The 24,652-nt window shown below is 73.2% G+C and carries 22 protein-coding genes, 1 tRNA gene and 1 pseudogene; 11 read left to right on the forward strand and 13 right to left on the reverse strand.

Translation table 11 applies throughout. From position 1 onward, the window contains the following. Nucleotides 1-136: 136 nt before the first annotated feature. Entirely contained in the window at nucleotides 137-1,141 is a 1,005-nt protein-coding gene (locus OHA91_RS07740) for an NAD(P)/FAD-dependent oxidoreductase (protein WP_031157933.1), read from the reverse strand. A gap of 65 nt (nucleotides 1,142-1,206) precedes the next feature. Here OHA91_RS07740 and OHA91_RS07745 point away from each other — a divergent pair, with 65 nt between their 5' ends. The 3 genes from OHA91_RS07745 (at nucleotide 1,207) to OHA91_RS07755 (ending at nucleotide 2,842) form a co-directional block, all read left to right on the forward strand. Then, nucleotides 1,207-1,824, forward strand: coding sequence for a helix-turn-helix domain-containing protein (locus OHA91_RS07745; protein ID WP_266493529.1), 618 nt, complete (start codon nucleotides 1,207-1,209; stop codon nucleotides 1,822-1,824). After that, nucleotides 1,821-2,324 carry a nucleotide triphosphate diphosphatase NUDT15 gene (locus OHA91_RS07750; protein ID WP_031157938.1) on the forward strand — a complete coding sequence of 168 codons (504 nt, stop codon included), beginning with the start codon at nucleotides 1,821-1,823 and terminating at the stop codon, nucleotides 2,322-2,324. Before OHA91_RS07745 ends, OHA91_RS07750 begins: the two co-directional genes overlap by 4 nt. A 131-nt stretch (nucleotides 2,325-2,455) precedes the next feature. Then, nucleotides 2,456-2,842: a ferrous iron transport protein A gene (locus OHA91_RS07755; protein WP_245240306.1), complete on the forward strand. Its 387-nt coding sequence runs from the start codon at nucleotides 2,456-2,458 to the stop codon at nucleotides 2,840-2,842. Nucleotides 2,843-2,873: 31 nt separating this feature from the next. Here OHA91_RS07755 and OHA91_RS07760 read toward each other — a convergent pair whose 3' ends face one another. From OHA91_RS07760 to OHA91_RS07775, 4 genes are all read right to left on the reverse strand, one after another. Further along, nucleotides 2,874-3,539: a GOLPH3/VPS74 family protein gene (locus tag OHA91_RS07760; RefSeq protein WP_051893918.1), complete on the reverse strand. Its 666-nt coding sequence runs from the start codon at nucleotides 3,537-3,539 to the stop codon at nucleotides 2,874-2,876. Between the two features lie 98 nt (nucleotides 3,540-3,637). Continuing rightward, nucleotides 3,638-5,734, reverse strand: coding sequence for an MDR family MFS transporter (locus OHA91_RS07765; protein WP_037634161.1), 2,097 nt, complete (start codon nucleotides 5,732-5,734; stop codon nucleotides 3,638-3,640). Nucleotides 5,735-5,806: 72 nt separating this feature from the next. Next, nucleotides 5,807-7,162 (reverse strand): 6-phospho-beta-glucosidase, encoded by a 1,356-nt coding sequence (locus OHA91_RS07770; RefSeq protein WP_266493523.1) that lies wholly within the window; start codon nucleotides 7,160-7,162, stop codon nucleotides 5,807-5,809. Nucleotides 7,163-7,309: 147 nt separating this feature from the next. Then, complete coding sequence (locus OHA91_RS07775; protein ID WP_266493520.1) at nucleotides 7,310-8,299, reverse strand: helix-turn-helix domain-containing protein; 990 nt, start codon at nucleotides 8,297-8,299, stop codon at nucleotides 7,310-7,312. 216 nt (nucleotides 8,300-8,515) lie between these two features. On the opposite strand from OHA91_RS07775, the gene OHA91_RS07780 reads away from it, so the two are divergent. The 3 genes from OHA91_RS07780 (at nucleotide 8,516) to OHA91_RS07790 (ending at nucleotide 10,972) form a co-directional block, all read left to right on the forward strand. Beyond that, nucleotides 8,516-9,184, forward strand: coding sequence for a helix-turn-helix domain-containing protein (locus OHA91_RS07780; RefSeq protein WP_031157952.1), 669 nt, complete (start codon nucleotides 8,516-8,518; stop codon nucleotides 9,182-9,184). Between the two features lie 64 nt (nucleotides 9,185-9,248). Continuing rightward, on the forward strand, nucleotides 9,249-9,806 hold the full coding sequence (locus OHA91_RS07785; RefSeq protein ID WP_030030910.1) for a hypothetical protein: 558 nt from the start codon (nucleotides 9,249-9,251) through the stop codon (nucleotides 9,804-9,806). Next, the gene (locus OHA91_RS07790; protein ID WP_328738909.1) at nucleotides 9,803-10,972 is read left to right on the forward strand and encodes an MAB_1171c family putative transporter; all 1,170 of its coding nucleotides are present in this window, start codon (nucleotides 9,803-9,805) and stop codon (nucleotides 10,970-10,972) included. Before OHA91_RS07785 ends, OHA91_RS07790 begins: the two co-directional genes overlap by 4 nt. Nucleotides 10,973-11,085: 113 nt before the next feature. Here the strand turns inward: OHA91_RS07790 and OHA91_RS07795 are convergent, their stop codons facing one another. Next, nucleotides 11,086-11,862, reverse strand: coding sequence for a bestrophin-like domain (locus OHA91_RS07795; RefSeq protein ID WP_031157956.1), 777 nt, complete (start codon nucleotides 11,860-11,862; stop codon nucleotides 11,086-11,088). A 140-nt stretch (nucleotides 11,863-12,002) separates the two neighbouring features. Beyond that, the gene (locus OHA91_RS07800) at nucleotides 12,003-12,605 is read right to left on the reverse strand and encodes a hypothetical protein (protein WP_051893923.1); all 603 of its coding nucleotides are present in this window, start codon (nucleotides 12,603-12,605) and stop codon (nucleotides 12,003-12,005) included. 148 nt (nucleotides 12,606-12,753) lie between these two features. On the opposite strand from OHA91_RS07800, the gene OHA91_RS07805 reads away from it, so the two are divergent. Continuing rightward, nucleotides 12,754-14,427 carry a serine/threonine-protein kinase gene (locus OHA91_RS07805; RefSeq protein ID WP_328738910.1) on the forward strand — a complete coding sequence of 558 codons (1,674 nt, stop codon included), beginning with the start codon at nucleotides 12,754-12,756 and terminating at the stop codon, nucleotides 14,425-14,427. An 81-nt stretch (nucleotides 14,428-14,508) separates the two neighbouring features. Here OHA91_RS07805 and metG read toward each other — a convergent pair whose 3' ends face one another. Further along, nucleotides 14,509-16,224 carry a methionine--tRNA ligase gene (gene metG / locus OHA91_RS07810; RefSeq protein ID WP_031157962.1) on the reverse strand — a complete coding sequence of 572 codons (1,716 nt, stop codon included), beginning with the start codon at nucleotides 16,222-16,224 and terminating at the stop codon, nucleotides 14,509-14,511. A 461-nt stretch (nucleotides 16,225-16,685) separates the two neighbouring features. On the opposite strand from metG, the gene OHA91_RS07815 reads away from it, so the two are divergent. Then, on the forward strand, nucleotides 16,686-17,252 hold the full coding sequence (locus OHA91_RS07815; protein WP_328738911.1) for a sigma factor-like helix-turn-helix DNA-binding protein: 567 nt from the start codon (nucleotides 16,686-16,688) through the stop codon (nucleotides 17,250-17,252). 800 nt (nucleotides 17,253-18,052) lie between these two features. Further along, nucleotides 18,053-18,772, forward strand: a pseudogene (locus tag OHA91_RS39845) (IclR family transcriptional regulator domain-containing protein); the annotation flags it as partial. Between the two features lie 412 nt (nucleotides 18,773-19,184). Here the strand turns inward: OHA91_RS39845 and OHA91_RS07825 are convergent. Then, nucleotides 19,185-19,269, reverse strand: a tRNA-Leu gene (locus tag OHA91_RS07825). A 278-nt stretch (nucleotides 19,270-19,547) separates the two neighbouring features. On the opposite strand from OHA91_RS07825, the gene OHA91_RS07830 reads away from it, so the two are divergent. After that, complete coding sequence (locus OHA91_RS07830; RefSeq protein WP_051893933.1) at nucleotides 19,548-20,729, forward strand: low temperature requirement protein A; 1,182 nt, start codon at nucleotides 19,548-19,550, stop codon at nucleotides 20,727-20,729. Here the strand turns inward: OHA91_RS07830 and OHA91_RS07835 are convergent. Continuing rightward, nucleotides 20,716-21,657, reverse strand: coding sequence for a beta-ketoacyl-ACP synthase III (locus OHA91_RS07835; protein WP_031157972.1), 942 nt, complete (start codon nucleotides 21,655-21,657; stop codon nucleotides 20,716-20,718). The genes OHA91_RS07830 and OHA91_RS07835 overlap by 14 nt on opposite strands. Nucleotides 21,658-21,862: 205 nt before the next feature. On the opposite strand from OHA91_RS07835, the gene fdhD reads away from it, so the two are divergent. Beyond that, entirely contained in the window at nucleotides 21,863-22,690 is an 828-nt protein-coding gene (fdhD, locus tag OHA91_RS07840) for a formate dehydrogenase accessory sulfurtransferase FdhD (RefSeq protein ID WP_328738912.1), read from the forward strand. Here the strand turns inward: fdhD and OHA91_RS07845 are convergent. Genes OHA91_RS07845 through OHA91_RS07855 form a run of 3 tightly spaced genes read right to left on the reverse strand, consistent with a single transcriptional unit; the run spans nucleotide 22,680 to nucleotide 24,639 of the window. Further along, nucleotides 22,680-23,156, reverse strand: coding sequence for a hypothetical protein (locus OHA91_RS07845; RefSeq protein ID WP_328738913.1), 477 nt, complete (start codon nucleotides 23,154-23,156; stop codon nucleotides 22,680-22,682). The two genes, fdhD and OHA91_RS07845, sit on opposite strands and share 11 nt — an antisense overlap. A gap of 1 nt (nucleotide 23,157) precedes the next feature. Continuing rightward, a complete protein-coding gene (locus tag OHA91_RS07850) occupies nucleotides 23,158-23,589 on the reverse strand; it encodes a (2Fe-2S) ferredoxin domain-containing protein (protein WP_328738914.1) in 432 nt (143 codons plus the stop codon). A gap of 9 nt (nucleotides 23,590-23,598) precedes the next feature. Further along, nucleotides 23,599-24,639, reverse strand: coding sequence for a bile acid:sodium symporter family protein (locus OHA91_RS07855; RefSeq protein WP_328738915.1), 1,041 nt, complete (start codon nucleotides 24,637-24,639; stop codon nucleotides 23,599-23,601). Between the last annotated feature and the right edge of the window lie 13 nt (nucleotides 24,640-24,652).

A 24,652-nucleotide genomic window follows, 5' to 3' on the forward strand; every position in this document is an offset into this window, starting at 1 on the left:
CACACCGCCCAGAGCCTGCACGTACGGGGGCGGGCCGAAACCCGCACACGTGTCCGGCGGGCGCGCCGCTGCCCGGCCGTGGTCCGCGCGCGGCAGGCCGAGTCCCGGCCCGTACGGTCAGCCGCGCCCCGTACGGTCAGCCGCGGCCCGCACCCTCCCCCGCGAGCGCCGCCGCGCCCGCGCGATGGGCCTCCACCGCCCGCCGGGTCTGCTCCTCGATCAGGTCGGCGTTGATGGCCGCGGCCGCCTGTGCGCCCTGGGCGGCCGCCCCCGCGACCTTCTCCAGCGGCGCGGTCACGTTGCCCGCCACCCAGACCCCGCGGAGCGCGGTGGCCCCGGTTGCCGGGTCGGACTCGACGTAACGGCCGATCACATGGCCGTCCCGCGTCATGTCCGCGGTCGGCAGGCCCAGGCTCGTCAGGACCCCCGAACGGGCGGTGAACCGCGGGGCCACCACCAGCGCCCGGCACTCCACTGCCGCCCCGCCGGCCAGGGTCACCCCGGTCAGCCGGTCGTCCTCGACGGCCAGGCCGGTCACCTCGCCCTCGACGACCCGGATCCCGAGGGCCGCCAGCAGCTCCCGGTCTTCCTCCCCCAGTGGCCAGGTGTGCGCCAGCAGCGTGGTCCTCTCGCTCCAGTGCCGCCACATCTGCGCCTGGTGCACGGCGATCGGGCCGTCGGCCAGTACCGCGACCGGCCCGTCCCCGACCTCCCAGCCGTGGCAGTACGGGCAGTGCAGCACGTCCCGCCCCCAGCGCTCCCCGAGCCCCGGCACCGCCGGCAGCTCGTCCACCAGGCCGGTGGCGACCAGCAGCCGCCCCGCCCGCACGGTCGAGCCGTCCCCGCAGCGGACCAGGAAACTCCCGTCGGGCAGCCGGTCCGCGGCGACGGCCGTGCCCGGCCGGATCCGCCCGCCGTAGCCCTCCACCTCCGCGCGCCCCCTGGCGAGCAGCTCGGCCGGGCTCGCCCCGTCCAGACCGAGGTAGCCGTGCATGTGCGCGGCCGGGGCGTTGCGCGGGCTGCCGGAGTCGATCACCAGGACCGAACGGCGCGCCCGGACCAGGGTGAGCGCCCCGGCCAGTCCGGCCGCACCACCACCGACGACGACCACGTCGAACGAGTCTTCCTTTGCGTTGTCCATGTCTGCGAGGGTCTGCCCGGATCCGCCATTTGACAAATGTTCTTGCCGAAGCAGCAAATGGAGTCATGGCCCCCGAGAAGCAGGACGAGGAACTCGCCGACGTGCTCACGGCCGTGGGCCCGCGGCTGCGGGCCCTGCGCCGGCAGCGCGGCACCACGCTGGCCCAGCTGAGTGAGACCACCGGCATCTCGCTCTCCACGCTCTCCCGGCTGGAGTCCGGGCAGCGCAAGCCGACGCTGGAGCTGCTGCTTCCGCTGGCCAAGGCGCACCGGGTGGCGCTGGACGAGCTGGTCGGCGCGCCGGAGACGGGGGATCCGCGGATCCGCCCGCGTCCCTTCGTCCGGCACGGCCACACCTACGTGCCGCTGACCCGCAACTTCGGCGGGGTGCACGCCTTCAAGCAGATCCTCCCGCCCGTCGAGGGTCCGCCGCCCGTACCCGAGCTGAAGGTCCACGAGGGCTACGAGTGGCTGTACGTGCTGTCCGGGCGGGTCCGGCTGCTGCTCGGGGAACACGACCTCGTGCTCGGCCCCGGAGAGGCCGCCGAGTTCGACACGCGCACGCCGCACGCCTTCTGCAACGCCGGTCCGCAGCCTGCGGAGTTCCTCAGCCTCTTCGGCCCCCAGGGCGAGCGGATCCATGTCCGCGCCCGGCCCACCGCTCCTCCGGAAGGACGTCCATGACCACCACCGGTGCCGCACACTCCGAACGCCCCGAGCGGGCCGTTCCCCAGCCGAACGCCGTCGTCGGCGTCGGCCTCGTCGTCATCGGAGGGGACGGCCGGGTGCTGCTCGGCCAGGCGCACGACGGCCGTTGGGAGCTGCCCGGCGGCAAGGTCGACCCCGGGGAGGGCTTCGAGCAGGCCGCCGCCCGGGAGCTCGCCGAGGAGACGGACCTGCGGGTGGGCCCCGGGGGCGTCCGCGTCCTGTCCGTCCAGATCGACGCGACGTCAGGCCTTACCCGGCTGACGGCGGCCGCCGTCACCACCACGGCGGAGGGTGTGCCGGCCGTCACCGAGCCCCACAAGATCGCCCGCTGGGAGTGGTTCTCGCCCGCCGAGATCCCGTCGGCGCTGTACGCCCCCTCGGCGGCGGTGCTCCGGGCCTGGCGCCCCGACCTCACGCAACTGCCGCACGTCCCCTCGTACGACTACCCGACGGCGGCTCCGGCGCCGAGCGCCTGACGTCGGCGCCGGTCCTCCTCCTCGCCCAGGACGGCAGGCCGGGGCTGACGGATCCGGTCCCTGCCGCCGGGCAAGGTGCCCGCACGATGCCGGACTACCCCCTTCCGCCGTGGTGCGGGCAGGCTGGTCGCATGACAGGCGATTCCCGTCCTTCCCGTACCCGTACCCGTACCCGTACCGACGACCGCCGGGCGGTGGAACGCATTCTCGGCCGCCCCCTGGTGCAGGCCCGGCCAACCGGGGCGCTGCCGCCGGGCAGCCGTGTCACCGTGGTCCGCGACCCGGACCGGGACGGCCCCCGGCAGGTCGAGTTCCTCGGAACGACCGATGCCATGGGGGCACCAGAACCGAACGAACACGCCCAGGCCCTCAGCGGCGAACTGCTGTACCGGGTCGACTTCGACACCCCGCAGCGCGACTGCGACGGGCCGGGCTCCTACCGCAAGGCCCAGATCTGGGGCCGGTACCTGCGGCCGGAGCCGGATACCGAACGGCCGGACCCGGTCCCCGGCCCCTGACGGCCGACGGCGCCGGTGGGTCGGAGGCGGCTCAGCTGACGGCGACGACCGTGGCCGCCATGATCACCACCATGGCGGCCTGCATGTCGCGGATGGCCGCACGGACGCCGTCGGCCGCCCACTGGCCCTCGGCTATCTCCGCCATCCTCGGCTTCACCGCGGCGGGGCTGTGGTCCGGGAAGGCCAGGCGGTGCAGTTTCGCGCCGTGGAGCAGGGCGATGAGGCCCGCCGTGCGCTCGTCCGGCCGGACGCCCCCCAGGACCGCCGCGGCCAGCCGCTCCCGCAGGGCGCGCTCGACCGTGCCGTCGACCTCCGGGTAGCGCCGCTGGGGGAACACGCCCAGCACCTTGCGCACCTGCTCCGCCACCAGCCCGCGCTCGCCGAGCCGTTCCAGCACGGCGCCGGTCGCCTTCGTGTGGTCCTTCGTCAGCCAGTCCGTCACCCGGCGCCGGCCGAGGCCGCGCAGCCAGGTCTCGATCAGCCGGATCCGGCCGTCGAGCAGCGGCTCCCCGGTCGGCTCGGTGCTCCTGAGTTCCAGGTGCTTCCCCGAGATCGACACCCGTTCCGCCAGGACCAGTTCGAGCAGGATCGCCCCCGCCAGCGCCGGTGCCACCGACTGGCGCTGCCTCACCGCCCCGGACTCGTCGTCCAGGGACAGGAGCATGATCTCCTCGGCCAGCGTGATCGTGATCCCCATGTGCGTCGCCCCCAGGTCCTCGTACGTGTCGAAGGGAAGGACGACGGGTGACCGCCCGGGGTTCCGCTCCGAGCTGCATGATCGACAAGGCGTCCACGCTAGTGCCGCGCGACCACCTTCGGTGCGAAGCTCCCCTCGCCCAGGTCCTCGGCCAGCAACCGCTTCGCGATCGCGTCCGCCGCGACCCGCAGTTCGGCGCTGCGCGGCCGGCCGCGGTCCTTCTCCAGCTGGTCGCCCAGCCACTTGCCCCACGCCGCCGAGATGACGTCGGCCTCCCGCTGCCCGGCGCGCGTGAGGCTGAAGAAGGTGTCGTCGCGGGTGAGGAAGCCCTCCTCCACCATCCGGTCGAACACCGGCAGCAGTACCTCCGGCGGCAGCGAGCGCCGCCCCGCGACCAGGCCGATGCTGGAGTAGCCGATCGTCCTGGTCATCAGTTCCACCTGCATCACCGTCCACGCGCCCGCGATGTCCAGCCGGGTGTCGGAGGACGTGACGATCCCCCGCGCCGTGTCCGCCCCCATGTTCCGTACGAGTTTGCCGACCGCCAGCTCCAACAGCTTGGCCGAGTCGCCCGAGGCCGTGGCCGGCGAGCCGAAGCCGTCGCCCATGTCCGTGGATGCGGCCCGGGCGCTGTCGCGCAGCTTGACCTGCTTGAGGAACAGCGCCACGACGAACCCGAACACCGCCACCGGCACGGTCCAGAGGAACACGGTCTGCAGGGCCTCCGCGTAGGCCTCGATGACCGGTGTCGCGGCGGCCGGATCCAGCTGGTGCACCCCCTGTGGGGTCGAGGCGGCCCTGGCCAGCTGCGCAGGGTCCTCCCCGGTCGCCCTCGCCACGTCGGCGACCGCCGCCTCCAGGGCGGGTCCCAGCTGGTTGGCGTAGATCGTTCCGAAGACCGCCGTCCCGAAGGCGCTGCCGAGGGTGCGGAAGAAGGTGACCCCGGAGGTGGCCGTGCCGAGGTCGGCGTAGTCGACGGTGTTCTGCACGGCGATCGTCAGCACCTGCATGGACAGGCCGATGCCGGTGCCGAGCACGAACATGTAGAGCGATTCCAGCAGGCTGTCGGTACCCGGCTCCATCCGCGACAGCAGGTACAGGCCGATGCCCATGACCGCGTTGCCGACGATCGGGAAGATCCGGTACCGGCCGGTCCTGCTGACGACGTTGCCGCTGAAGACGGAGGCGATCAGCAGGCCGAAGACCAGGGGCAGGGTCCGGACGCCCGAGATCGTGGCCGAGTCCCCGTCGACGTACTGCAGGTAGGTCGGCAGGAACGTCAGCGCGCCCAGCATCGCGAACCCGACGACGAAGCTCAGCACGGAGCACACGGCGAAGACCGGGTTGCGGAAGAGCCGCATCGGGAGCATCGGCTCGACGGCGCGCGTCTCGGCCAGGCAGAACAGCGCCAGCGCGATCGCACCGCCCACGAACAGGCCGATGATCACGGGCGAGGTCCAGGCGTACTCGTTGCCGCCCCAGCTGGTGGCCAGGATCAGGGCGCTCGCGCCGATGGCCACCAGGGCGATGCCGAGGTAGTCGATGACCGGCTTGCCCGAGGCGCGCACCGCCGGGATCGTCTTGGCGGCCGCGATGACCACCAGGATGGCGATCGGGACGTTGACGTAGAAGCACCACCGCCAGGTCAGCTGGTCGGTGAAGAAGCCGCCGAGCAGCGGACCGATCACGGTGGCGACGCCGAAGACCGCGCCGATCGCGCCCTGGTACTTGCCGCGTTCGCGCAGGGGCACGACGTCGGCGATCAGCGCCATCGCGGTGACCATCAGGCCCCCGGCACCGACGCCCTGGACCCCGCGCCACACGATCAGGAACGTCATGTTGCTGGACAGGCCGCACAGGAAGGAGCCGCTGATGAAGACGACGGCGGAGATCTGGAAGATCAGTTTCCGGCCGAAGAGGTCACCGAACTTGCCCACCAGGACCGTCGCCACGGTCTCCGCGAGCAGGTAGGAGGTCACCACCCACGACATGTGGTCCCCGCCGCCCAGGTCCCCCACGATCGTGGGCAGGGCGGTTCCGACGATGGTCTGGTCGAGGGCCGCCAGGAGCACGCCCAGCATGATCGTGCCGAAGACGACGTTGCGCCGCCGCCGGTCGAGCACGGGGGGCACCGCGGCTGCGGCGGGGGCAGTGGTCACATCTCGCACTCTCACAGCACGTCCGCCGCGCCGCATGTGGCCCTGGGCCGTCGGAGGGACCCCCGAACGGCCCCGCGCGCGGCCCGGCCCGGGGACCGGCGAGGCAGGTCAGCGCAGGTGGGCCAGGCCCGGATGGGCCGTCGCGTAGCCGTCGAGCAGCCGCCTGGCCACTGCCACCGAGTCGACCAGCGGGTGGAGCGCGAAGGCCTTGACGGCGTCCGCCCGCGCACCGCTCGCGGCCGCCGCCAGGATCTCCCGCTCCACGGCCTTGACGGCCGTCACCAGCCCCACCGCGTGCAGCGGCAGCTGCTCGACGCCCAGGGGGTGGGCGCCGTTCGCGTCCACCAGGCAGGGCACCTCGATGACCGCTCCGGCATCCAGGACGGAGAGCGTCGAGCCGTTGCGGACGTTCAGGATCAGCGTGGCCCGCTCGTCCCGGGCGATGGCCCGCATCAGCGCGAGGGCGACCTTCTCGTAGCCCCCGGACTCCAGGTCGCTCTCGTCGCGCTCGCCCACGCCGGCCGCCTCGCGGTTCTCGGCCATGTACGTGGCCTCGCGCTCCGCCCGGGTCCGGTCCCAGGCGGCCAGGGCCGCACCGGCCGGCAGCCCGGCCCGGCCCGCCTCGGCGTAGAAGCCGCGCTGCTGGTCGCGCAGGAAGGCTCCGCGGGTCTGCGCGGCCTCCTGGTACGCCCGGACGGTGTCACGGTTGAAGTAGTAGTAGTGCAGGTACTCGTTGGGGATCGCGCCGAGCGAGCGCAGCCACTCGGCGCCGAAGAGGCGGCCTTCCTCGAAGGACTCCAGCGCGTCGGTGTCGGCCAGCAGCCGCGGCAGTTCGTCCCGCCCGCCGATGCGCAGCCCGCGCACCCAGCCCAGGTGGTTGAGGCCCACGTAGTCGATCCAGGCGTCCTCCGGCCGGGCGCCCAACAGCCGGGCGATGCGCCGGCCGAGGCCCACGGGCGAGTCGCAGATGCCGATCACCCGGTCGCCGAGCTCCTCGGCCATGGCCTCGGTGACCAGGCCGGCCGGGTTGGTGAAGTTGATGACCCACGCCTCGGGGGCCACACGGGCGATCCTGCGGGCGATGCCGCGGGCCACGGGTACGGTCCGCAGTCCGTACGCGATCCCGCCCGCGCCCACCGTCTCCTGGCCCAGGACGCCTTCGGCCAGGGCGACGCGCTCATCGGCGGCGCGCCCTTCGAGGCCGCCGACGCGGATGGCGGAGAAGACGAAGTCGGCCCCGCGCAGGGCCTCGTCGAGGTCCCGGGTGGCCGTGACGGCCGGGGCGTCGGGCACCGCGGCGGCCGCGGCCAGGTCTTCGAGGACCCGGGCCATGGCGGCGAGCCGCGCGGGGTCCTCGTCGTACAGCGTCACGTGGGACACCCGCCCCTCGGCGTGGTCCCCGAGCAGTGCTCCGTAGACGAGCGGTACCCGGAATCCGCCTCCGCCGAGGATCGTCAGCCGCACGTCCCTACCGCCCTTCGCCAGTGCAGATGCAGGTGCGGACGCCCGCCCGGTGCGGCTGCCCGCCCGGATGCCGGTGCCACGATCGATGACACGATCGGCGGCACGGGACCTCCGGCCGGCGTCCGCCCGCCAGTCTGCCCCGTTCGGTCACTCTCCCAGCGACGGCACGGCGCGCAGCCTGGCTCCCTGCTCGTGCGGGACCGCCGCGCTGCCCCGCACGGGACCTGTCGGCACGCCCAGCGGGCCGGACAGGATCAGGGTGATCCGGGTGAGCCCCATCTCGTCGAGCATGCGACTGGTCTCGGCCACCATCCGGCAGCGCACCAGGCCCCATCGCGGGTCGGGGTGGCGCACGGTGCGCACCGCCCCGTCCTGCTCGGCGGCCTCCGGCCCGCGCTTGCTCAGCCAGTGGGGGACGCCGTACCGGTAGGCCGCCTCCATGAACGGGTCACGGGCCACCTCCTGGCGGATGCTGCACAGGCCCTCGTCCTCCGGGGCTTCGGCCAGTGCCGCCGCGAACTGCGCGAGCAGCGGTACGCACCAGGCCGGTTCGTGGTCCTCCAGCACGGCCGCGGCGTCCGGGTGGAACAGCACGAAGCGCAGGAAGTTGTCGTCCGGCAGGGCCGTCGGGTGCGGCCGTACCGACTGGAAGAGCTGGTCGAAGGCCGAATTGGTGAGGGCGACGTCCCACCGGTGGTCCACCAGGAAGCTCGGGTAGGGCACGGCTTCCATGAGGGCCGCGTAGTCGCACAGGTAGTCGCGCTGCGCCGGGTCCTCGGGGAGCCGGTTCTCGTCGGCGGCCCGCCACGTGGGCGGCGGGTCGCGGTCGACCATGACGCGGAAGAGCCAGAAGCACTGGCGCTCGCTCATCTCCAGGGCCTCGGCCAGGGCGAGGAGTTTGCGGTCCGTCCATTCCTTGACCAGGCCGCGTTCCCAGTTGCCGTACGCGCGCACACTGATGCGGAGCCGGGCGGCGAGGTCCTCCTGGCTCAGCCCCAGCTCTTCGCGGCGCTGGCGCAAAATCTCCTTGCGTCGCTCCGACCGCACGGCACCGCGCGCGGACTCCTCGCCCGCCAGGCGTTCTTCACCGGCTCGGGCGAGTCCATCGGACGGGCCCACCGCTGCGAGATGTGGCACTGAGAGCTCCCCCTCCTCCGGTCTGGATCTTCATTTCCGTGTGGCGATCCTGCTACCGACTTCATTCGAGTGTCAACTATTGTGGCAATTCCAGCCTCTTGACAGCTCATTCCCGCCACAGCTGTGGCACGTTCTAGCCCTTCAGGGCGAGAGCGGCTAGATTCCAGAAGCCGACCATGTGCCGTACCGACTTCGCGCGATCTAGGAGAACCACTGGTGACAGACGGCTTCCCGGCTCCCGTCGCGGTGGCCGACGCACCCCTGGCAGCGACCATCACCCGCGTCGCCGAACTCGCGGGCAAAATGGGCCGCGACCTCAGCCAGGTCTTCGACCTGCGACGCCTCTCCGAGGCTTCGGGCGTGCCCACGGATGTGGTGAAGACCCTGCTCGACGGCAGGCCGGCCGGCGAACCCGACCTCCAGGCCCGCTTCCTGCAGCGTCTCGACCTGCTGCGGCGCACCCGCGTCAAGCCGAACGGCCGTCGCTACACGCAGCAGGAGATCGCGGACGGCGCCGGCATGTCGAGGCAGCAGGCGGGAGCCCTCATCAACGGCGACCGCCGCCCCACCATGGAGCATTGCGACGCGATCCAGCGCTTCTTCGGGGTGCACGCCGGGTTCCTCACGGCCCACGACGCCGACGCCCTCACCGACGCGCTCCAGCGGACCGAGCAACAGCTCCTCCAGGACTACGCGGGACGGGCGCGGGAAACCGTACCGGCCTCGGGCGCATCGGCAGGCGATCCGCTGGCAAGACTCCTGCAGAACCACGGTGTACGGGGCATCGCATGGCGCGCTGCCCAACTGCCCAGCGACAAGCACCGGGACAAGGTGACCGAATGGCTGGACATGCTCCTCGAAAGCGTCAAACCGAACGAATCCTGACCCAGTCGAAAGTCTGGGTCTGATCCTTGAGTCCTGATCCGGATCCGCGCCGACGGGGAGAACGGTGAGCATAGGCAGAGAGCAGCGGCGGTTGTGCGGGGAGCTGGTGGCCGGCATCCGGCTGACCGCCCCCGTGGAACCCGTGGACCTCTACGCTGCCCTCTGTGAGGGCATGAGCAGACACCGCGGCCGCCGGGTCGACTTCCGGATGGCTTCGTTCCCTCCCCGGACGGCCAGCGGTCTGTGGCTCGACATGGCGGACCGCGATCTCGTGGTCATCGAGGAACGCACCGCACCCGACCACCAACTGGTCATCCTGGGCCACGAGCTGTGGCACATGAAGGCCGGCCACTGCAGCCACCACGTCGACGGCGCCGCCGTCGCCGCGCGGCTGCTGTCCGACGAGGCCGACATCGGCGAGACGGTCCGCCGCGTCGCGGCGCGCACCCGCGCCGACGTCCAGGAGGAGACCGAGGCCGAGACCTTCGGCTTACTGCTGGGCAGCCGCTGCAGGAACTGGCTGGCCGGGTCTGCCGGCCACCGGGCCCCCGTCCAGCGCGACGATCTCGCGGGCCGGATCGAGGCCTCGCTGGGCTACCGGGGACTGAGGAACGACCGTTGACCGGTGAGGACTACTACATACCGGCAGCAGCGATGGCGGTCTCACTCGCCTTCAAGCTGCCGGCCCTGCGGCACAACTGGCGCGACCCGCTCCTGCGCTCGGTCGTCGCCCTGCTGGCCCTGGCGGGGGCCGTGTTCGCCTTCGCCGCTCCGCCCACCATCGCGGCGGTCAACCGCTGGACCGGGATCGCCAACTTCTCCGCCCCGCTGGTCTACTGCCTGATCACCGCCTTCAGCGCCTCCTGCCTGGTCCTGATGGTCAACTGGCGGGGCGGGTCTCCCGAACGGACCAGGCGCGTCTCGCGCCGCTGGATCCTCGGCTACAGCATCGTGATCGTGGCCCTGGTCGTCCTGTTCGCCCTCGGTGAGGCCCCCGAGGAACGCCTGCGGGACTTCGACACCTTCTACGCGAACACGCCTTACGTCGGCCACATGATCGCCCTCTACCTGCTGGCGCACCACGTGGCGGCGGTGGTGATGGTGGTCCTGTGCTGGCGCTGGTCGCTCAAGGTGCGCGGCTGGCTGCGCATCGGGCTGATGATCATCGTCGCCGGGTACCTCTTCAACCTCGGCTACGACGCCACGAAGATGACGGCCGTGGTCGCCCGCTGGCTCGGCAACGACCTCGACGGCCTGAGCACCTACGTGGCTCCGCCGCTCGCCTCGCTGGGAGCGCTGATCAGCGCCATGGGCTTCGTGGTCCCGCTGGTCTGCCAGCGGCTCTCGGACCACTGGCAGACCTGGGCCACGTACCGCCGGCTCGGCGCGCTGTGGCAGGAGGTGCAGATCTCGGCGCCCGTCGGCACGCCCTCCGTGCAGATGGCCTGGTGGTCGGCGGCGGAACTGCGCGTGATCCAGCGGGAGTCCGACATCCACGACGGGTTCCTGCACCTCGGCCCCTACTTCGACAAGGGCCTGCGCGACGACGCCTACGACAGCGCCCTCGCCGACGGGGCCGACGAGGAGACCGCCCGCGCCGTCGGCGACGCCGCCATGGTCGCGGCCGCCGTACGGGCCCGCTCCGCGGACCCCGACGGGCAGACCATCGGCGAGGACGAGGAGACCCTGCTCGACACCTCCGACGGGCCGCGCGACCTCCTGCGGATCTCCGACGCCCTGCGGCGTTCGCCGGTGGTGCAGGCGGTCCGGCGCCGGGTGGCCGTCTGACCGGTGGCCGTCCGATCGCGGCAGCCGGCCGATCGCGGCAGCCGGCCGATCGCGGCAGCCGGCCGGTACCCCGTCAGGGCACCGGCCGGCCACTCCCCCGGCCGCCGTCCCGCTCAGCGGGCCGCGGCCACCGCCGTCTTCGGGAACAGCTCCTGGAACGGATCGGCCGAGTCGATCCCGTCCCGCCCGTACGGCGCGTCGAAGCTCCACACCATGAACAGCAGGAACACGATCAGCGCGCTGAACAGCCCCGCGAGCAGCAGCTCCCGCCCCGAGCGCCGGATCTGCAGCGTGAAGATCAGCCCGACGGTGACCACCCCGCCGACCAGCAGCCCGAACCACACCACACCCGGCAGCGTCGACTCCGAGCTCTGGGTCCGCGAGTGGCGGGCCTCGTCGGCGGCCGCGATGTGGTCCAGCAGCGGCTGGTAGGCCTGCGCCTGGAGCTCGGTGGCCGGGCTCTGGTGGGTCACCGAGGTACGGAGCTTGCCGAGCAGCGCGCCGCCCTCGGCCGACGCGCCCTCGCCGGAGGTCAGCAGCGGCCAGTCCACGGCGACGGTGTGGGAGACGTACGCGTCCACCTCGCCGCGGATCCGGTCGCGGACCGCGGCCGGGTAGACGTCGGCGCGCTGGGTGACCTCGTACAGCGCCTGTGCCTCCCGGCGCACGCTGTCCTCGGCGGCGCCGCGCGCCTCCCATACGCCCGCGATGGCCAGGCCCAGGACGATCGCGTAGACCACGCCCACCATCATCGTCATGTACTCGATGACGTCGGGGGTTTCGCTGGTGTCCTCGTCTTCGGCGGCCCGGCGGTGCCGGATCGCCGTGATGGCGAGGACGAGGGCGCAGACGAGCGCCATGGCAATGGCCAGGACCAGCCATTCGGACACGTGGATTCTCCCGGTGTGGATCGGTGGACGGATCGGGGACGAGCGGAGGTCGGGCGGAGAGGAGCGGAGGTCGGGCGGAGACGGGCGGAGGTCGGGCGGAGGTCGGGCGCAGCCACGGAGGTGGCGGACGCGCGGCGGGGTCAGCCGCGGCTCTTGGAGCGCGGGCGCAGGGCGGCGGCGGCGAGTACGGCCGGGGTGGTGACGACGACCATGAGCATCACGGTGGACATTCCGCCCGGGCCGAGCCGCTGTACGGCGACCGAACGGTACGGACGCACGTGGAAGGCGCTCACGGGCGCGGCGGCGGCCCTGGGCCGGGGCGGGGCGGACGCTTCGGCCGGGGCCGGCCCGGCAGCCTCCCCGGGCCCCGGCGCGGGCGGCGGTGGCTCCGCCGGCGCGGCCACCGCTTCCGCCGCGGGAAGGGGCCCGGCGACGTCCGCGGGGGCCGACGGCTCCGCCGGCCCGGGCGGCGCCGCCGCGGGCCGCCCGGGCCGCACCGCGGCGGCGGGCGCGGGCATCCGCCCGGGGTGGTGCACCGTCGGCCCGTCGGCGCCGGGCACGGCGACCCGTACCGAGGGCCGGCCGGAAGGCGGTACGCCGGGCCGCTTCGGCTGGCCGGCGGGCACGCACAGGTCGACGCGGGCCCCACGGCCGTGGCCGTCGCCCGCAACCGCCACATGGCCGTGGAGCGGGCAGAGCGCCGCCACCAGGCCCGCCCCGGCGAAGTACTGCCAAGCGGTCACCGCGCGTCCTCCCGATTCCGCAGCAGACATGAGGGTTACGTCTGAAGAAACGATCACGTCCCGGCTTCGACACGCGGCGGACCGGTGAAGATCGAATCCGCACGGGATCGGGTCCACGGGCCGGGTGGCGATGCGGCATGATGGCGCCATGCTGACCGAGGGGGAGAACGCCCGTCTGATCGCCGGGCGTTATCGACTGGACGCCAAGCTCGGGCGCGGCGGCATGGGTGTCGTGTGGCGCGCCACGGACCAGTTGCTCGGCCGACGCGTCGCCGTCAAGGAGATGGTCCTCGATCCGGCGCTGTCCCTGGACGAGGCCCGGCTCCAGCGCGAGCGCACGCTGCGCGAGGCGCGCGCCGCCGCGCAGGTCAAGCACCCCCACATCATCGTGGTGCACGACGTCGTCGAGGACGGCGAACGCCCGTACATCGTCATGGAGCTGGTCGAGGGCGGCTCGCTGGCCGACCGGCTCTCCCGGACCGGACCGGTGGACCTCGCCGAGGCCGCCGGTATCGGGATCGCGCTGCTCGGCGCCCTGCGGACGGCGCACGCGGCCGGCGTGCTGCACCGCGACATCAAGCCGGCCAACGTCCTGTTGGAGGCTCCGGGCGGCCGGGCCGTCCTCACCGACTTCGGGATCGCGCAGGTGTCGGGGGCGACGACCCTGACCGCGACCGGGGCGTTCGTCGGCTCTCCCGAGTACACCGCGCCCGAGCGGATGTCGGCGCAGTCTCCGGCCGGGCCGGAGTCCGACCTGTGGTCGCTGGGCGCCCTGCTGTGTGCGGCGGTCAGCGGGGCGTCGCCCTTCCGCCGGGACTCGCTGGGCGGGGTCCTGCACGCGGTGGTCTACGACGAGATCCGGCCGCCCGCCGCGTGCGGGCCGCTGCTGCCGGTGGTACGCGGGCTGCTGGAACGCGACCCCGCCGCACGGCTGGACGCGGACCGGGCGCAGGACATGCTGCGGGCGCTGGCGCCGTCGGCGGCCGACTACACGCCGACGCGGCGCTGCGTGCCCGGGGTGTCCGACGCCCGGACGACGCCCGCGCCGGCACGCGAACCGGCACCCGAGCCGGCCCCGCGGCCCGCGGCGCAGACCGCGCCCGTAACGGCGCAGCCGGCCGGCGCCCCCGCGCGGCGGCGGCCGGGCGCGGCTCTGATCGCCGGCCTGCTGGTGGCCGCGATCGCGGGCGCCGGCGTGTCGGCCGCCGCGCTGCTGATGAACGAGGACGACCCCGCCGACCGCACCGGCCGGCCCGCGGCCACGAGCGGTGCCGCGGGCGCTCCGGCCTCGCCGCCGGGCGCGCAGGTCTCCGCGCCGGCTCCCGTGCCGTCGGCGCCCGGCCGGCGAACCGGTGGTCCGTCGGACGACAAGGCGGCCCCCGCCGGTTACGGGGTCGTCCAGGACCCGGCGGGCTTCGCGCTCGCCGTCCCCGACGGCTTCACGCGCACGACCGACGGTCCGCGGGTCTTCTACATGTCGCCGGACGAGAGCTTCCGCATCGGCATCAAGATCTCCGCCCCCGAGTCGGGCGGTCCGCTCGCCGTGCACCAGCGCTCCCACGCCAAGGGGCCGACGAACAACCCCGGCTACCGGGACGCCGAGGTCGCCGTGAGCACGCACAACGGCCACGAGGCCGCCCTGTGGCTGTTCACCTGGAACGGCTTCTCGACGGCCGAGGGCCCCCGGCACACCCGCGACCTGTGCTGGGAGGAGGGCGGGCGCCTGTACGACGTGTGGGTCTCCGCCCCGGTCGGGCGCGCCGCCGAGGCGCGGTCCTACTTCGACACGGCGGTACGGACCTTCACCAGCGCCGGGGGCTGAGCCCGTCGGGCGTGCGCCCGGGTACGCCGGAGGGGCGCGACCCGTGGTCGCGCCCCTCCGGTCGGACGGTTCTCGGGGGTGTCAGCCCGCCTCGGTGCCGCCGAAACGCTCGCGGTAGGACTCCAGGTCCTCTTCCGTGACCCGGGCGAAGAGCACCGGCGGCACGGTGAACGGGGTGCCGGCCGGGACCGCGTCCAGGGCCTTGGCCTGCTCGGGGGTCACCCACGTCGCGGTGTCGTCGGCGAGGGCGAACGCCGAGCGCATGGCGCGCGCCGAGGCCGGGATGAACGGCTCGGAGACCACCGAGTAGAGGTGGATGAGGTTCATCGCGGTGCGCAGGGTGAGCGCCGCCGCCTCCAGGTCGGTCTTGACCTCCAGCCAGGGGGCCTTCTCGTCGAGGTAGGCGTTGCCGGCGGACCACAGGGCGCGCAGCGCGGCCGCGGCCTTGCGGTACTGGAGGGTCTCCATGTGGCCCTCGTACTCGGCCAGCAGCTCGGCGATCTGCTCGCCGAGCTTCGCCTCGGCCTCGCCCGCGGGGCTGCCGGCCGGGACCTCGTCGCCGAACTTCTTGCGGGAGAAGGTCAGTACGCGGTTGACGAAGTTGCCGAGGGTGCCGCCGAGGTCCTTGTTGACCGTGGCCGCGAAGTGCTCCCACGTGAAGGACGAGTCGTCGGACTCGGGGGCGTTGGCGATCAGGAAGTAGCGCCAGAAGTCCGCCGGGAGGATCTCCAGCGCCTGGTCGGTGAAGACGCCGCGCTTCTGCGACGTGGAGAACTTGCCGCCGTAGTACGTCAGCCAGTTGAAGGCCTTGACGTAGTCGACCTTCTTCCACGGCTCGCGGGTGCCCAGCTCGGTCGCGGGGAACATGACCGTGTGGAACGGGACGTTGTCCTTGGCCATGAACTGGGTGTAGCGGACGTCCTCGGCCTCGTACCACCAGGACCTGTAGTCGCGGTTCTCCGGGTCGGCGTCCGCCCACTCCTTGGTGGAGGCGATGTACTCGATCGGGGCGTCGAACCAGACGTAGAAGACCTTGCCCTCGGCCGCCAGGTCGGGCCAGGTGTCGGCCGGGACCGGCACGCCCCAGTCGAGGTCACGGGTGATGGCGCGGTCGTGCAGGCCCTCGGTCAGCCACTTGCGGGCGATCGAGGAGGCCAGCTGCGGCCACTCCTCCTCGTGCTCGGCCACCCAGGCCTCGACCTCGTGCTGGAGCTTGGACTGCAGGAGGAAGAGGTGCTTGGTCTCGCGGACCTCGAGATCGGTGGATCCGGAGATGGCAGAGCGCGGCTCGATCAGGTCCGTGGGGTCCAGGACGCGGGTGCAGTTCTCGCACTGGTCGCCGCGGGCCTTGTCGTAGCCGCAGTGCGGACAGGTGCCCTCGACGTAGCGGTCCGGCAGGAAGCGGCCGTCGGCGGGCGAGTAGACCTGCCGGATCGCGCGCTCCTCGATGAAGCCGTTCTCCTGGAGCTTGCGCGCGAAGTGCTGGGTGATCTCGGCGTTCTGCGGCGAGGAGCTGCGGCCGAAGTAGTCGAAGGACAGCTCGAAGCCGTCGTAGACCGCCTTCTGGGCGTCGTGGGCCTGCGCGCAGAACTCGGCGACCGGGATGCCGTTCTCCTTGGCGGCGAGTTCGGCGGGGGTGCCGTGCTCGTCGGTGGCGCAGATGTAGAGGACGTCGTGGCCGCGCTGGCGGAGGTACCGGGAGTACACATCCGCCGGAAGCATCGACCCGACCATGTTGCCCAGGTGCTTGATCCCGTTGATGTACGGAAGCGCGCTGGTGATCAGGTGTCGAGCCATCCTCGGATGCTCCATTTCCTATGTGCGGTGCAACGTGACGTCACGGACTGTGAGTGCGGTCATCGTATCGAACCGCCGAAAGGCCACGCGCCGCATTTGTTTCGGGTGGACGTAAAGCAAAAGCGAGGACAGTGACCTCTTACGTCACGGCCCTCGCGATCGGGCCCATGGTACAGCGGGACGGTGGCGCGCCCGACCGGAGGACCGACCGGTGATACGGCGGCACCGGCAGGCGGCATATGCATACGTGCTGGCTGGAGCCTCGCGCGATCGAGACCGATCACGGTTCGATCATCTGCGACGCAATGCTTCCCAGGTTTCTTCTCTGCGCCCTCCGAGTGCGCCCTCACTGCTTTCCTGTTCTGCGCACCAGGGGATGAGGTGGAGCGGTGAGCGATGGCGGACCGGAGGAGTCCGGTGGGGCCGTGGGACTGCCGAGCCGGCGTCGGCGGCCGACTCCCATGAGCCAGTGGGACCCGACGGCGCGCCTGTCGTACTGGGCCTTCCATGCGGGCCGGCGCCCTGCGTACATGCGCTTCGCGTACCTGCAGCTGGGCTCTGACGCGGCGGCCGAGGCGGCGGTGGACGCCACTTTCGACTCGATCATGGGCGACTGGCTGCGGATGCTCCACATGGACCGGCTGGACGCGTACGCGTGGACCGTCCTCAAGCACTGCCTGGTCGACCGGCAGCTCCGGCTCCACCCCTGGCAGCAGGAGCCGGAGCCGATGGACATCAGCGCCTTCGAGGCGGCCCTCAAGGAGGCGCACGCCGACCAGTACGAGGTACTGACGGACACCATCCGCTTCTACTCCGCCGTCTCCCGGCTCGCCGAGCGCCAGCGCGACGCCGTGCTCCTGCGGTACGGGCTCCAGTGCACCCCCGGCGAGGCCGCCTCCGTGATGGGCGTCGACGAGGCCACGGTCCGCTCCCATCTCGGCCAGGCCCACCGGCGCCTCGCCCGGCTGCTCGACACGTCCGCCGATCCGGCGGAACCGGCCGAACCAGCCGAACCAGCCGAATCATGAGGCGCCGCGACCGGCTGGAGCGGCCGGACGGCGACCCTGCGCCCCGCTCCCTGGCCGAGTTCCTCGCCCGGGCTGGCGTCCGCGACCGCTACCGCCACTACGACCTCGGCGCGGCCGAGGCCCGGCTGCTGCGCACCACACCGCACGCACACGCCCCGCACCGTGCCCGGCGCCGGGCGGCCCACGGCTGGAGCGACCCGGTCCGGGACCACCCGCTCGACGCCGAGCGGGCCCGGCGCGACCTCAAGGCGATCTGCCTGGACTCCGTGTGCGCCCCGGACGCCGCCGCGCACCTCGACTCCTTCACCGGCGTACGCACCGACCTGGCCGGCGCCGTCGTGTTCGGCTGCCTGCTGCACCTCGCCGGGATGCGCGAAGGCGCCCGGTTCTGGTGGCAGTTCGCCGCGGCCTCCGGCAGCGCGCGGGCCCCCGCGGCCGCCTACTGCCTCTTCCTCGACCACTCCCGGCGCGGCGAGCACCACGACGCCCGGCACTGGGCGCGGGAGCTGGGCCGCCGCGGATTCCGGCCGAACGGACGGCGCGACCTGCGGGAGATCCGGCTGTGCGCGCAGGCAGCCGTCCTGCGCTACGTCGACCAGTTCGAGGATCCCGACCTGGGTCCGGTGCCGTTGCCCAGGCCCGGGCTGTCGGGGGCGCTGGGCGCGTTCCTCCCGCCGCCCGTCCCCGTCGCGGTCGTCGCGCCGGTGGCGGCGGCCCGGCCGGCCGCCGGGCCGCTGCGCCACCCCGCGCTGACGGCCGCGGCGCGCGGGACCGTCGTACAGGGCGGTACGGGCGAGGCGCTGGCGGAGGCCCGCCGCGCGCTGGCCGTCGTACGCGTCCTGGAGCGGCATCCGCTGGGGGTCCGGGCCGGCCAGCTCGCGCGGGAGTCGGGCCTGGCGGAGGCGGAGCTGCGCCCGCTCCTGGCGATGCTGTGCGAGGAGGAGTACGCGTACCGGCCGGGGGTGGGGGTGTACGGGCGCGGCCCGGCCCTGGACCGGCTCGCCGCCCCCGGCGGCCACGGCCTGGCCTGGCAGCTCCAGCGCACCCTGGCCCTGGCCCGGGACAGCGCGGGCGCCGCGGTGTACCTCAGCCGGTACGCGGGGGGCGAGGTCCACATCACGCAGATGGCGGCCGGGCCGGCGACCCCGCCAGTGCGGGAGTGGGTCGACTTCCGGGACGCCGCGCACGCCAGCGCGGTCGGCAAGTGCCTGCTGACGCAGCTCGACCACGACCGCCGCGCGGACCACGTGGCCCGGCACCGGCCCGCCCGGCTCACTCCGCAGACCATCACCGACAGCCGGGCCCTGTTCACCGCGCTGGACGCGGTGGCTCCGGGCGCTCCCGTCTTCGACCTGCTCGAGTACGCGCCGGAGGTCGTCTGCTCGGCCGTTCCCATCGCCGCGGGCGGGGCCGCGGGGAGCCTGGCGCTGTCGCTGCCCGCGACCCATGCCCACCGGCTGCGCTCGGCCACCGAGGCACTGCGCCGCAAGGCCGTGCCGGTCCTCCTGGCCCTGCTCCTGACGGGCGCGATCCCCCCGGACGCCGCGGCCGCGCCCGCCGTGGAACCCGGCTCCGGGCCAGGGTCCGGCCGGCCCGAGCCCCGGCCGATGCGGGCCCCGGTCACCCCGGAGACCCTGCGCCACCTCCGGCTGCTCTTCCGCACCCCGCTCGCCGAGGCCGCGGCGGCGGGGGCGCAGGGCCCGCACCTGGTCAGCGACACCACGGCCGCGGCGGCCTACCTCTTCGAAGCCGCCCCGGACGGCGCCACCCCCCGCCTGTCCCTCCCCCACACCTTCACGTCGGTGACCCCGGGCAGCCTGACCCGCCCGACGGGCCTGGTGGTGCTGGGTAGGTGAACGGACCCGGCGGAGGCCGGGGGAACAGAGGTGGAGAAACAGAAGAGCCCCACACGATGTGTGGGGCTCTTGCTTGTGTCCGAGGGGGGACTTGAACCCCCACGCCCGATAAAGGGCACTAGCACCTCAAGCTAGCGCGTCTGCCATTCCGCCACCCGGACCGGTGGTCGGCCCCGGTTTCCCGCGGCGACATGGACAACAATAGCAAAGGATCGGCGGGTCTCCGACCACTTATCCGGGCGGCGGGTGGTCCGCCACGCCGGGCTGACCTGCGGGCATGCCGCGGAGGGAGCGGCGGGACGGGGCGTCTCGTCGCGAGCGGGGGTGGGGACGGCCCGGGGCGGGCGGGACCGGTCGGCTTGCGGATATCGGCATCGGGGTGGACAGCGGCGGCGCCGGGCGGTCGGATGGCTGCGCACACATCCGGGGGGAGCCGCGCATGGAAACCGAGCACCGCGTCAGCACGCTGGAGCTGTTCTTCGACCTCGTCTTCGTCTTCACCATCACGCAGTTGACGGTGCTGCTGGCGGACGACCTGACCCCGCGGGGCGCGGGGCAGGTGGTGCTGATCTTCACCGTGCTGTTCTGGATGTACGGGGGCTACGCGCACCTGACCAACCAGGTGCCGCCGGACCGGACCGTCCGGCGCGTGCTGCTCATGCTGGCCATGGGCGCGTTCATGGTGTGCGCGCTGGCCGTGCCCACCGCTTTCGGGGCGGGCGGCGTCGCGTTCGGCCTGGGGTACCTGCTGGTCGTACTCGTCCACGGAGCGCTGTTCACGCAGGCGCACGGCCGCGGGGTGCTCTGGTTCGCGCTGCCCAACGTGCTGTGCGCGCTGGCGGTGACGGCCGCCGGGTTCTTCGACGGGCTGCCGGCCTGGGGACTGTGGCTGCTGGCGCTGCTGCTCCAGTTCGTGACGCCGATGGTCGTGCAGCGGGTCGCGGCGAGCGGGGCCGCGGCGCAGCTGGAGACGGCCGAGCAGACGGTCGGCGACCAGCTCGGCGGGATGAACGCGGCGCACCTGGTGGAGCGGCACGGTCTGCTGCTGATCATCGTCTTCGGCGAGTCGGTGATCGCGATCGGCATCGGGGTGGGTTCGCTGCCGCTGTCCGCCGGCATCGCGGGCGGCGCCTTCCTCGCGCTCACGATCGCGTCCGCGATGTGGTGGATGTACTTCGTGCGCGACGAGGGCCGGGCCGAGGAGGTCTTCGCGCAGACCCCGCCGGAGCGGCGTTTCAAGCTGGCGATGGGGGCGTACTACTACGCCTTCCTGCCCGTGCTGCTGGGCATCGCCGTCTTCGCGGCCGGTGTGAAGAAGACGATCGGGCACCTCGGGGAGCACCTGCACACCGGCCCGGCGGTCGCGCTGGCCGGCGGGGTCGCCCTCTACCTGGCCGGGAACCTGGTCTTCCGTGCGGTGCTGGGCATCGGGCCGGCCCGCTACCGCGCGACGGCGCTGGTGCTCGCGCTCGCCACGGTGCCCGTGGGGACCGGCTGGACGGGAGCCGGCCAGCTGGTGGCCCTGGCGGTCGTCCTGGTGGGCGCGGTGGTCGCCGAGGGCGGCCGCTCCCCCGCCGCGCAGGCGCGGGGAACGGCCGCCGAGAGCGTCACGGGCAGCTGATGACCTGGCCGGCGTAGGAGAGGTTGCCGCCGAAGCCGAAGAGGAGGACCGGGGCGCCGGAGGGGATCTCGCCGCGCTGGACCAGCTTCGACAGGGCCATGGGGATGCTGGCCGCCGAGGTGTTGCCGGATTCGACGACGTCGCGGGCGACGACGGCGTTGACCGCGCCGATCTTGGCGGCGAGCGGCTCGATGATGCGCAGGTTCGCCTGGTGGAGGACGACCGCGGCCAGTTCCTCGGGGGTGATCCCGGCCTTCTCGCACACCTTGCGGGCGAGCGGCGGGAGCTGGCTGGTGGTCCAGCGGTAGACGGACTGGCCCTCCTGCGCGAAGACCGGCGGCGAGCCCTCGATGCGGACCGCGTTGCCCATCTCCGGGACCGAGCCCCACAGCACGGGGCCGATGCCCGGCTCCTCGCAGGCCTCGACGACGGCCGCGCCGGCGCCGTCGCCGGTGAGCACGCAGGTGGTGCGGTCGGTCCAGTCGGTGATCTCGGCCATCTTGTCGGCGCCGATGACCAGCGCGCGGGTGGCGGAACCGGCCCGGATGGCGTGGTCGGCCGTGGCCAGGGCGTGGGTGAAGCCCGAGCAGACGACGTTGATGTCCATGACGGCGGGGCTGCCGCCCATGCCCAGCTTGGCGGCGACGCGCGCGGCCATGTTGGGCGAGCGGTCGATCGCGGTGGAGGTGGCGACCAGGACGAGGTCGATGTCGTCCGGGGTCAGGCCGGCGCCGGCGAGCGCCTTCCCGGCCGCGTGGTAGGCGAGCTCGTCGACCGGCTCGTCCGGGCCCGCGACGTGGCGGGTGCGGATGCCGACGCGGGAACGGATCCACTCGTCGGTGGTGTCGACCATGGCCGCGAGGTCCTCGTTGGTGAGCACTTTCGCGGGCTGGTAGTGCCCTAGCGCCACCACGCGTGAACCGGTCATGGGCGGGTCCCCCCTCGTAGGCAAGTCAGGATCACCCAGCTTTGCCTGCTACCGGTGGGTACGGGTGCGTGTGACCCGACAGGATTCCGGCCCCTGATTTTGGAGCTTCCCGAGGAGCCCCCTGCCCGGGACCAGGTCGGATGCGGAACCGCGAGAATGAATACGTCGGGCATCGGCGAGAAACAGAAGGGGTGGGCTGATCACCATGGGACGGGTCACCGAGCGCCGTCGCGTCGTCCGGATCCGGAACGGCGGGGCGGGTGTCCGCCCGGACACACTGGTGGCCGAGGAGCCGCTGGAGATACGGCTGAACGGCAGGCCGCTGGCCATCACGATGCGCACGCCGGGTGACGACTTCGCCCTGGCGGTGGGCTTCCTGGTGAGCGAGGGGGTGCTCGGCGCTGCGTCCGACGTCCAGGCGGTCACCTACTGCGAGGGGGCGACGCAGGACGGTTCGAACACCTACAACGTGGTCAACGTGCAGCTGGCGCCCGGGGTCCCGGTACCGGACATCACGCTGGAGCGGAACGTCTACACCACCTCGTCCTGCGGGCTGTGCGGGAAGGCCAGCCTGGACGCGGTCCGGACGGCGAGCCGCTTCCCCGGGGTCGCCGCCGATCCGGTACAGGTGCCGGCGGAGGTCCTCACCGGGCTCCCGGACCGGCTGCGCGCGGCCCAGAAGGTCTTCGACCGTACGGGCGGCCTGCACGCGGCGGGTCTGTTCACGGCGGAGGGCGAGCTGCTCGACCTGCGCGAGGACGTGGGCCGGCACAACGCGGTGGACAAGATCGTCGGCCGTGCGCTCCAGGCGGGACGGCTCCCGCTGACGGGGGCGGTCCTGCTGGTGTCGGGCCGGGCCTCCTTCGAGCTCGCGCAGAAGGCCGTGATGGCGGGCATCCCGGTGCTGGCGGCGGTCTCGGCGCCGTCCTCGCTCGCGGTGGACCTGGCGCTGGAGTCGGGCATGACCCTGGTCGGCTTCCTGCGGGGCCCGGACATGAACATCTACGCGGGCGAGGAGCGGATCACCCTGTAGCGGCGCGCCGGAACAGCTCCGCGGCACCGCGCTTGTAGCCGAGGAACGTGGCCCGCACGTCGCCGCCGTCGCCCGTGGTGCCCCCCTTGCCGGTGCCGCTCAGCAGGAACCAGTCGGTGCACTCCTGTATCGCGGGGGTTCCGTCGGGGCTGAACTTGAGCAGGATCCCCGGGTTTTCGTCAGGGGGGTGGCCGAGGGTCCAGCTCCCCTCGCCGGTGAACACGCCGGGCTTCTCGCCCCGGGAGCACTCCCAGCCCGAGGCGTCCGAGAGGCGGGCCCGGCCGCCGGCCAGCACCTCCAGCCGCGCTCCGCGGTCGCCGTGCCAGGTCCCGGTGACGTCCGCCTCCGTCAGCGGCGGGGAGGACTTGCCGCCCAACAGGCCGAAGGCCAGGGCCAGCAGCAACAGCAGGCCGAACAGCACGCTGAGGGCTATGGTCACCGCGCGGGCGAGGTTGTAGTCGCGCACGTCAGCGCCCCCGGCGGGGGCGGCGGCCGGTGTTGGCCGGCGGCTTCGGGGCCGGCGGGTCGATGCGGTGGAGGTCCAGGGTGGCCGGGAGCGGGGTGGCGCCCGGGCCGCCGGATTCGGCCCAGGCGATGATCTCGTCCGTGGCGGTGTCGTCGAGGGCCCAGCCGAACCACACCGCGCGGGCGCCGCGGCGGCGGGCTTCGGTGGTGGGCTGGACCACGATGACGTTGGCCTGGGCGCAGGGGCCGAGGCAGTCGCTCGTACGGACGGCCAGCCGGCCCCCGGAGGCGGCCGCGGCCTCGCGCAGCCGGGCGAGCTGGCCGGCGTGGTCGGAGCCGGGGTTCTTGCGGGGGTCGCCGCAGCAGCAGCCGCGGCAGACCACCAGGGTGCAGGGGCGTTCGGCGTGGGCGCCGAGCGGGCGTATCCAGGTCACCACCGCACGTTACCGGCCCTGGGGAGCCACCTGTTGGGACGAGCGGGAGACCTCCGCCACACGGTCGGCGGCGAGTTCGGGCAGGGGGTCCTCCGCGCGGCGCCGGGCGAGGACCGCGCAGACCATCAGCTGCATCTGGTGGAAGAGCATCAGCGGGAGCACGGCCAGGCCGGCCTGGGCCCCGAACAGCACGCTGGCCATGGGAAGTCCGGCGGCCAGGCTCTTCTTCGACCCGGCGAACTGGATCGCGATGCGGTCCTCGCGGCCGAAGCCGAGGCGGGCCGCGCCGTACCAGGTGACGAGCAGCATGACCGTGAGGAGTACGGCTTCCAGGAGCATCAGCGCGCCCAGGCGCAGCGGGCTCACCTGCTGCCAGATGCCGGCGACCACGCCCGCGCTGAAGGCGGTGTAGACGACGAGCAGGATCGAGCCGCGGTCGACGTACCCGAGGGTCTTCTTGTGGCGGGTGAGGAAGCCGCCGACCCAGCGACGCAGGGCCTGGCCCAGGAGGAAGGGCAGCAGGAGCTGGAGGGTGATCTTGAGGAGGGAGTCGAGGGAGAAGCCGCCCGTGCGGCCGCCGAGCAGGACGGCGGCGAGGAGGGGGGTGAGCACGATGCCGGCCAGGCTGGAGAAGGAGCCGGCGCAGATCGCGGCGGGGACGTTGCCGCGGGCGATCGAGGTGAAGGCGATGGAGGACTGGACGGTCGAGGGGACAAGGCAGAGGAAGAGCAGGCCGCTCTGGAGCGCGGGCGGCAGGAGGCCGGGGGCGAGGGCGCACAGGGCCAGGCCGAGGACCGGGAAGAGCAGGAAGGTGCAGGTGAGCACGGTGAGATGCAGCCGCCAGTGGCGCAGGCCGTCGAGTGCCTCGCGGGTGGAGAGCCGGGCGCCGTAGAGGAAGAAGAGGAGGGCCACGGCCGCGGTGGCGGCGGCGCCGGCGGCCGTGGCGGCCGTGCCGCGGGCCGGGTACAGGGCGGCGAGGCCGACGGTGGCGAGCAGGGCCAGGATGTACGGGTCCAGGGGGAGCCAGGCGGGGAGGTGCGGGCGGCGCATGCGCGGTGCTCAC

This window comes from Streptomyces erythrochromogenes (assembly GCF_036170895.1).
Lineage (GTDB): Bacteria > Actinomycetota > Actinomycetes > Streptomycetales > Streptomycetaceae > Streptomyces > Streptomyces erythrochromogenes.